Genomic DNA, 884 nt, shown 5'->3' on the forward strand with positions numbered 1-884 from the left:
GTCTCGGTGAAGCATTCCGTATGGCGCTACTGGCCATGAATGCCCACCGCATGCGAACCTTTCTGACCATGCTTGGGATTATTATCGGGATTGCCTCCGTGGTTTCCGTGGTTGCGCTGGGTAACGGCTCGCAAAAGCAGATTCTGGAAAATATTAGCAGTCTCGGGACCAATACCATTACTGTATTCCAGGGCCGCGGCTTCGGGGATAATTCACGGTCCTCCCAAGCCAAAACCCTGATTCCTGCCGATGCAGATGCTCTGGCAGAACAGCCCTATGTTGATGGTGTCAGTCCATCGGTCAACAGCAGTGTCACTGGACGGTATAAAGAGATTGAAGCTTCAACCACCGTCAACGGCGTCAGTGAAGACTTCTTCTATGTCAGAGGCATGACTTTTAAGTCCGGTCAGCCTTTTGATAGGGAAAGTGTTACGGAACAGGCCCAAGATGTGGTCATCGATACCAATACCCAAAACACTTTCTTCAAAGATGGCACCAATCCGGTTGGACAAGTGATTCTGCTGGGTAGTGTACCAACCCGAGTGATTGGGGTCATTGATGCGCAAAAAGGCATGATGGGCAACAATGATACGCTGAATGTATACCTACCTTATTCAACTGTCATGAGCCGTATGCTGGGACAGTCAAATGTGCGTCAGATCATTGTACGTATTAAAGATGAGTACCCAAGTGCCGCGGCTGAAAATGCGATCCTGAACTTACTGGTACAGCGCCACGGTGCGCAGGATGTATTCACCCAGAATGCGGACAGTATTCGTGAAACCATTCAGCAGACAACCCAGACCATGACCTTGCTGATTTCTGCGATTGCAGTCATTTCTCTGGTCGTCGGCGGTATTGGTGTGATGAACATCATGCTGGTG

The 884-nt window shown here is 49.8% G+C and carries 1 protein-coding gene; it reads left to right on the plus strand.

Annotated elements, in window-relative coordinates:
• Positions 1 to 884 (plus strand): ABC transporter permease (locus tag B4033_RS08655; protein ID WP_286833226.1); only part of this gene is annotated, 884 nt, incomplete at both ends.

The sequence above is a fragment of the Acinetobacter sp. UBA3132 genome, assembly GCF_002364825.1.
Classification (GTDB): Bacteria; Pseudomonadota; Gammaproteobacteria; order Pseudomonadales; family Moraxellaceae; genus Acinetobacter; species Acinetobacter schindleri.